Raw genomic sequence first — 6,226 nt, 5'->3', positions numbered from 1 at the left:
CGCGACGACGAGTACCGGCGCTTCTGACTCATGAAAAGGACCGCGGCCGGCGCCCGGGAAGGCGCGCCGGCCGCGGCGTGGATCACGGGCTCGCGGCTACTCGGCGCCGACGCCGAGGTAGGTGCGGAGCTTCTCGTCCTCGAACATCTCCTGCGCCTCGCGCTCGGGCGTGAGGAGCGAGGCGATGATGCCGACCGCGAACGCCGCCGTCATCGAGAAGATCGCCGGGTTCTTCATCGGGAAGATGGCGTGCTCGAACTTGAACACGTCGACCCAGACCGTCTTCGAGAGCACGATCATCGCGCACGAGCTGATCGCGCCGACGAGGATCGACCAGACCGCGCCCCAGGTCGTGAAGCGCTTCCACACGATCGACATGAGGAGGGCGGGGAAGTTCGCGCTGGCGGCGATCGCGAAGGCGAGGCCCACCATGAACGCGACGTTCTGGCCCTTGAAGAGGATGCCGAGGCCGACCGCCACCACGCCGAAGACGATGGTCGCGATCTTCGCGGCCTTCACCTGCTCCTCCTCCGTCGCCTTCCCGCCCTTGATCACGTTCACGTAGATGTCGTGGGAGTAGGCGGAGGCGCCGGCGAGGGTGAGGCCGGCCACGACGGCGAGGATGGTCGCGAAGGCGACCGCGGCGATGAAGCCGAGGAACGCCGTGCCGCCGAGGAGCTCGGCGACGAGCGGCGCGGCCATGTTGCCGCCGCCGTCGATGCCGGAGATGAACTTGCGGCCGCCCGGCGTGAGCACCGCGGCGCCGAAGCCGACGATCGGGATGATCACGTAGAAGTAGCCGATGAGGCCGGTGGCGTAGAGCACCGACTTCCGGGCGGCCTTCGCGTCCGGCACCGTGTAGAAGCGCATCAGGATGTGCGGCAGGCCGAGGAGGCCGAACATCAGCGCGAGGCCGAGCGAGACGGCCTCGATCGGGCTCGCCACGATGCCGCCCGGCTCGAGCGCGGTCTGGCCGTACTTCTCGACGACCGCGGCGTAGAGGTTGCCCGGGTTGAAGTTGAACTTCGCGAGCACGAGGACGGTCAGGAGCGACACGCCGAAGAGCAGCAGGCCGGCCTTGATGATCTGCACCCAGGTCGTCGCGAGCATGCCGCCGAAGAGCACGTAGGCGAGCATCACCACGCCGACGATGAGCTCGGCGTACTCGTACTTGAGCCCGAACATGAGCTGGATGAGCGCGCCGGAGCCGACCATCTGGGCGATGGTGTAGAAGAGCACCGTCAGGATGCCGCCGATCGCCGCGGCGATGCGGACCGGCTTCTGCTTCAGCCGGAACGCCACCACGTCGGCGAAGGTGAACTTGCCGAGGTTCCGGAGCGGCTCGGCGACGAGGAACATGAGCGCGGGCCAGCCGACGAGCCAGCCGGTCGCGTAGATCATGCCGTCGTAGCCCTTCAGCGCCACCATGCCGGAGATGCCGAGGAACGACGCGGCGGACATGTAGTCGCCCGCGAGCGCGAACCCGTTCTGCAGCGCGGAGACGCTGCGGCCGGCGGCGTAGAACTCGGAGGAGGTCTTCGTCTTGCGGGCCGCCCAGTAGGTGATGACGAGCGTCACCGCGACGATCATGAAGAAGAAGAGGATGGACATCATCGACGGGGAGCCGAGCGACGTCTGCATCGACTCACCGGCGGCCGCGGGGGCGGCCTGCGTGAGGAGGAGGGCCTGGATCGCGCCGATCGAGGTCATTGGTATTCCTGTCGGTGAAGGGGGCTACCGGAGCTGCGAGCGGATCCGCTCGACTTCGGGGTCGTAGGACTTGTTGGCCCACGCCACGTAGAAGGCGGTGAGCACGAAGGCGATCACGATCGCCGCCAGGCCGAGCGGGATCGCGAGGGTCGTGACCTCGCCGATCTTGGTGTTGACGAGCGTCTTGTTCGTCGCGACGAGCAGGATGAAGCCGTAGTAGCTCACGAACAGCAGCGTGAGCAGGACGAGGCTGACCTTCCAGCGCTTGGACACGAGCGCCTTGAACTCGGGCGACGCGATCACCTCGTGCGCGGAACGGGTGCTGCGATCCTTCAGCGGGCTGACCGCGGGTTTCGACATGAACGCTCTCCTCCGGGATACGTGAAATTTGAGGCGTGGGATGTGGTCATAGCAGATCGATTTGCGCGGTGAACAGCCGCACGCGCCAAAGTTGCGCAACAAATTGCCCCGGAGCGGTCCAATACCCGCTCCCGGAGCCCGCACGAATCGCTGGATGCAATCAATGCGCGCAAGACATGCGCAAGAACGAAAAGAGAGCGTAACGCAATCAATGCGCGCAAGCGCTGCGCTCGGCGGGTCCGGAGCGCCAAGGGCTGCGAACATCATCAGGGTGGCGCAAGGCCGCAGGGCGGCGTTGCCTGCCGAGCGGCGCCCCGTTAGCGTCGGCGGGTGGATCCCATCGTCCGTGCGAGCGAGCTACCCCTCGGCCACCTGCTTCCCGTCTGGAGCGTCGCCCCGTTCGCGCTCGTGCTCGCCGGGATCGCGATCCTGCCGCTCGCGGCGGGGCGCTTCTGGGAGCACAACCGCAACAAGCTGCTCTTCAGCGCGCTCCTCGGCGTACCCGTCGTCGCGCTGGTCGCGCGCCTCGACGGCGGCGCCGTCGCGCACGCGGCGCACGAGTACGTCGCGTTCATGGCGCTGCTCGGCGCCCTCTACGTGATCTCGGGCGGGATCGTGGTGCGCGGCACGCTCTCGGGGACCCCCGGGCTCAACGCCGCGCTGCTCGGCGCGGGCGCGGCGCTCGCCTCGCTCGTCGGCACGACCGGCGCGTCGATGCTGCTCGTGCGGCCCCTGCTGCGCGCGAACTCGGTGCGGCGCGGCAAGGCCCACGTCTTCGTGTTCTTCATCTTCATCGTCGCGAACGCGGGCGGGCTGCTCACGCCGCTCGGCGATCCGCCCCTCTTCCTCGGGTTCCTCCGCGGCGTCCCGTTCACGTGGACCCTGCGCCTGTGGCGCGAGTGGGCGTTCGTCGTCGGCGCGCTGCTCCTCGTGTTCTACGTGGTCGACTCCACCCTCTTCCGGCGCGAGGACCTCGCCACCCCCGGCGACCTCGACGAGCTCGCCGAGGCCCACCGCGTGCCGCTGCACGTCGCCGGGGCGCACAACGCGCTCTGGCTCGCCGCCATCGTGGGGGTGCTGGTCGTGGCGGGCACGCTCGCGCCGCCGCCCGGGGTCGCGGAGGCCGCGCTCGCCGGCGTCGCCGCGCTCGCGTGGGTCACGACGCCGGCCGCGCTCCGCCGGGAGAACCGCTTCTCGTGGGGGCCCATCCTCGAGGTGGCGGCGCTCTTCGCGGGCATCTTCGCCACCATGATCCCGGCGCTCGCGATCCTGAACGCCCGCGGCGCCGAGCTCGGCCTCGCGGAGCCCTGGCAGTACTTCTGGGCCACGGGCGCGCTCTCCTCGGTCCTCGACAACGCGCCGACCTACCTCACCTTCGCCTCCGCGGCGAGCGCGGTCGTCGGGACCGACGCCGGCGATCTCTCGCAGCTCGTGGCGCACGCGCGCGGGGCCGGGCTGCTCCGCGCCGTCTCGCTCGGCGCCGTGCTCATGGGCGCCGCCACGTACATCGGCAACGGCCCCAACTTCATGGTGAAGACCATCGCGGAGGAGGGGGGCGTGCGCATGCCGAGCTTCTTCGGGTACCTCGCCTGGAGCGCCGCGGTCCTGCTGCCCATCCTCGCGGCGATGAGCTGGCTGTTCCTCATGTGACGGCCGACCGGCCCGGAGGGAGATAAGCTCTCCTCGGAGGGACCCCGCGCCGCCCCCGGCGCCGGGCGGCCGCGCGATGAAGCTCGCCATCCTCGCCGATGTCCACGCGAACCTCGAGGCGCTCACCGCCTGCCTCGACCACGCGCGCGCGGCGGGCGCCGAGGCGTTCGCCTTCGTGGGCGATCTCGTGGGGTACGGGGCGGACCCGGCGGCGGTCCTCGACGTCGTCCGGTCCCACGCGGAGTCGGGCGCGGTGGTGGTGCGCGGCAACCACGACGCCGCGGTGGTCTCGCCCGGGGCCGAGACGATGCACCGCGTCGCGGAGGAGGCGATCGCGTGGACCCGCACCCGGCTCGACGAGCGCCACCAGGCGTTCCTCGCGAGCCTGCCGCTCCTCGTCCGCCGCGGCGACCTCGTGTTCGTGCACGCGAGCGCCGATCGCCCCGCGGACTGGACCTACGTGACGGACCCGCTGCACGCCGCCGCGAGCCTGCGCGCGGCGGGCACGCACTACGTCTTCTCCGGGCACGTCCACGAGCCGGTCCTCTACTACACCGCCCTCGCCGAGCGCCCGATCGCGTTCCAGCCGGTCCCGGGCGTGGCCATCCCCGTCCCGCCCCGGCGCCAGTGGCTCGCGATCGTCGGGTCGTGCGGTCAGCCACGCGACGGGAACACCGCGGCGTGCTATGCGCTCCTCGACCTGGAGCGCGAGCGGCTCGCGTTCCAGCGCGTGCCGTACGACTGGGCGACGGCCGCCGCGAAGATCCGCGCGGCGGGCCTGCCGGAGCGGCTCGCGGCGCGGCTCGAGCGGGGAGAGTGAACGTGGGCGCGCTCCTCGATCGCGGGACGGAGATCGACGGCTTCCGCGTGGAGGAGCAGGTCCACGCGGGCGGGATGGCGGTGCTCTACCGGGTCACCAGCCCGGGCGCCGAGTTCCCGCTCCTCATGAAGGTCCCCCGGCTGGGGCCGGGGGAGCCTGCCTCGAGCGTCATCTCCTTCGAGGTCGAGCAGACGGTGCTCGCGGCGCTCAAGGGGCCCCACGTGCCGCGCTTCGTCGCGGCGCGGGACGACGCCGAGCGGCCGTTCCTCGTCATGGAGCGGATCGAGGGGCGCTCCCTCGCGGAGTGGGCGGAGCGCGCGCCGCTCCCGCCGGAGGAGGTGGCGCAGCTCGGGGCGGCCGTCGCGACCGCGCTCCACGCGCTGCACCTCCAGGACGCCATCCACCTCGACCTGAAGCCTTCGAACGTGATGATCCGGCCGGGCGGCGAGGCGGTCCTCATCGACTTCGGGCTCGCGCACCACGGGCACTACCCGGACCTCCTCGCCGAGGAGTACCGGCGGCCGATCGGCTCGGCGCCGTACATCGCGCCCGAGCAGGTGCTCGGGGTCCGCTGCGATCCGCGCAGCGACGTGTTCGCCCTCGGCGCGGTGCTGTACGAGCTCGCCACGGGGGAGACGCCGTTCGGCTCCCCGACCACCCCCGCCACGCTCCGCAAGCGGCTCTGGCGCGATCCGGTGCCGCCGCGCGCCCTCGTGCCGGCGGTCCCCGAGTGGCTCCAGGAGGTGATCCTCCACTGCCTCGAGCCGGACGCGTCGGCCCGCTACCCGACGGCCGCGCAGGTCGCGTTCGACCTCGCGCACCCCGCCGACGTCGCGGTGGGCGAGCGCGGCCTCCGGCGCCGCCGGGCGGGCACCGGACAGGTCGTGCGCCGCTGGTTCAAGGCGATCGGCTTCGAGCCGCCGCCCTGCCCCCAGCCCTCGGCGTACGCCGCCGGCGGCTCGATCGTGCTCGCCGCCCTCGCGACCGCGCGCGCGGACCCGGCGCAGACGGACGCGATCCGCGAGGCGGTCCGCCGCGTGCTCGCGGCGGGGGACCACACGCGCCTCGCGGTCGTGACGGTGATCCCGCCCACGCCCGACCTCGGCGGCACGGCGCCTGAGGACACCGCGACCGCCCAGCGGCTCAAGCACCGGGTCCTGCTCCGCCACTGGGCCGAGCCGCTCAAGCTCCCGGGGACGCAGCTCTCCTTCCACGTGCTCGAGGCGAGCGACGCGGCGGCGGCGCTGCTCGAGTACGCTCGCGTGAACGCCGTGGATCACATCGTGATCGGCGCACCGCCGCGCGACGTCCCCCTGCGCGGGATGCTGGGCGCGGTCGCGACGCGGGTGGCGCCGGACGCGGCGCCGGAGCCGCTGCAGCTCCTGCGGCTCCTCGGGACGGTCTCGACGAAGGTCGCGGCCGAGGCGCCCTGCACGGTGACGCTGGTCCGGCCGCGCGCGCCCGGGGCGTGACGGGCTTCGTCTATCTAGACACGACCTTCGAGACCAGCCAGACCACGACGCCGAGGCCGACGAGCGCGGCGACCATGAGCGCGAGCGTCGAGCCGGACACCTGCATCTGGCCGACCGCCTCCGTGCCGGTGGCCTCGTTGGCGCGGGCGAGCGCGGAGACGGAGAGGGCGACGACGGCGGCCGCGCTGCGGAGCGGGGTGGCGGAGTTCATTGC

At 72.1% G+C, this 6,226-nt stretch carries 6 protein-coding genes; 3 read left to right on the top strand and 3 right to left on the bottom strand.

The window, feature by feature from the left end:
• Positions 1 to 96: 96 nt before the first annotated feature.
• Together MNY60_RS17635 and MNY60_RS17630 are read right to left on the bottom strand one after the other, a co-directional pair.
• The gene (locus MNY60_RS17635; protein WP_242340534.1) at positions 97 to 1,710 is read right to left on the bottom strand and encodes a sodium/solute symporter; all 1,614 of its coding nucleotides are present in this window, start codon (positions 1,708 to 1,710) and stop codon (positions 97 to 99) included.
• Positions 1,711 to 1,734: 24 nt separating this feature from the next.
• Positions 1,735 to 2,070: a DUF485 domain-containing protein gene (locus MNY60_RS17630; protein WP_242340533.1), complete on the bottom strand. Its 336-nt coding sequence runs from the start codon at positions 2,068 to 2,070 to the stop codon at positions 1,735 to 1,737.
• A gap of 330 nt (positions 2,071 to 2,400) precedes the next feature.
• On the opposite strand from MNY60_RS17630, the gene MNY60_RS17625 reads away from it, so the two are divergent.
• The 3 genes from MNY60_RS17625 (at position 2,401) to MNY60_RS17615 (ending at position 6,012) form a co-directional block, all read left to right on the top strand.
• Positions 2,401 to 3,720: a sodium:proton antiporter gene (locus MNY60_RS17625; protein ID WP_242340532.1), complete on the top strand. Its 1,320-nt coding sequence runs from the start codon at positions 2,401 to 2,403 to the stop codon at positions 3,718 to 3,720.
• A 76-nt stretch (positions 3,721 to 3,796) separates the two neighbouring features.
• Entirely contained in the window at positions 3,797 to 4,540 is a 744-nt protein-coding gene (locus MNY60_RS17620) for a metallophosphoesterase (protein WP_242340531.1), read from the top strand.
• A 2-nt stretch (positions 4,541 to 4,542) separates the two neighbouring features.
• On the top strand, positions 4,543 to 6,012 hold the full coding sequence (locus MNY60_RS17615; protein ID WP_242340530.1) for a bifunctional serine/threonine-protein kinase/universal stress protein: 1,470 nt from the start codon (positions 4,543 to 4,545) through the stop codon (positions 6,010 to 6,012).
• Positions 6,013 to 6,022: 10 nt separating this feature from the next.
• Here MNY60_RS17615 and MNY60_RS17610 read toward each other — a convergent pair whose 3' ends face one another.
• Positions 6,023 to 6,223, bottom strand: coding sequence for a hypothetical protein (locus tag MNY60_RS17610; RefSeq protein ID WP_242340529.1), 201 nt, complete (start codon positions 6,221 to 6,223; stop codon positions 6,023 to 6,025).
• Between the last annotated feature and the right edge of the window lie 3 nt (positions 6,224 to 6,226).

The organism is Anaeromyxobacter sp. SG17, assembly GCF_022690695.1.
In the GTDB taxonomy this organism is placed as follows: Bacteria; Myxococcota; Myxococcia; order Myxococcales; family Anaeromyxobacteraceae; genus Anaeromyxobacter; species Anaeromyxobacter soli.
The sequence above is the reverse complement of the archived record's forward strand: the minus strand, read 5'-3'. Positions and strand labels throughout refer to the sequence as shown.

What these genes read in the sequence shown, in the direction of transcription:
- MNY60_RS17635 (WP_242340534.1), bottom strand. Translation starts at nt 1,710, where the DNA reads ATGACCTCGATCGGCGCGATCCAGGCCCTCCTCCTCACGCAGGCCGCC.
- MNY60_RS17630 (WP_242340533.1), bottom strand. Translation starts at nt 2,070, where the DNA reads ATGTCGAAACCCGCGGTCAGCCCGCTGAAGGATCGCAGCACCCGTTCC.
- MNY60_RS17620 (WP_242340531.1), top strand. Translation starts at nt 3,797, where the DNA reads ATGAAGCTCGCCATCCTCGCCGATGTCCACGCGAACCTCGAGGCGCTC.
- MNY60_RS17610 (WP_242340529.1), bottom strand. Translation starts at nt 6,223, where the DNA reads ATGAACTCCGCCACCCCGCTCCGCAGCGCGGCCGCCGTCGTCGCCCTC.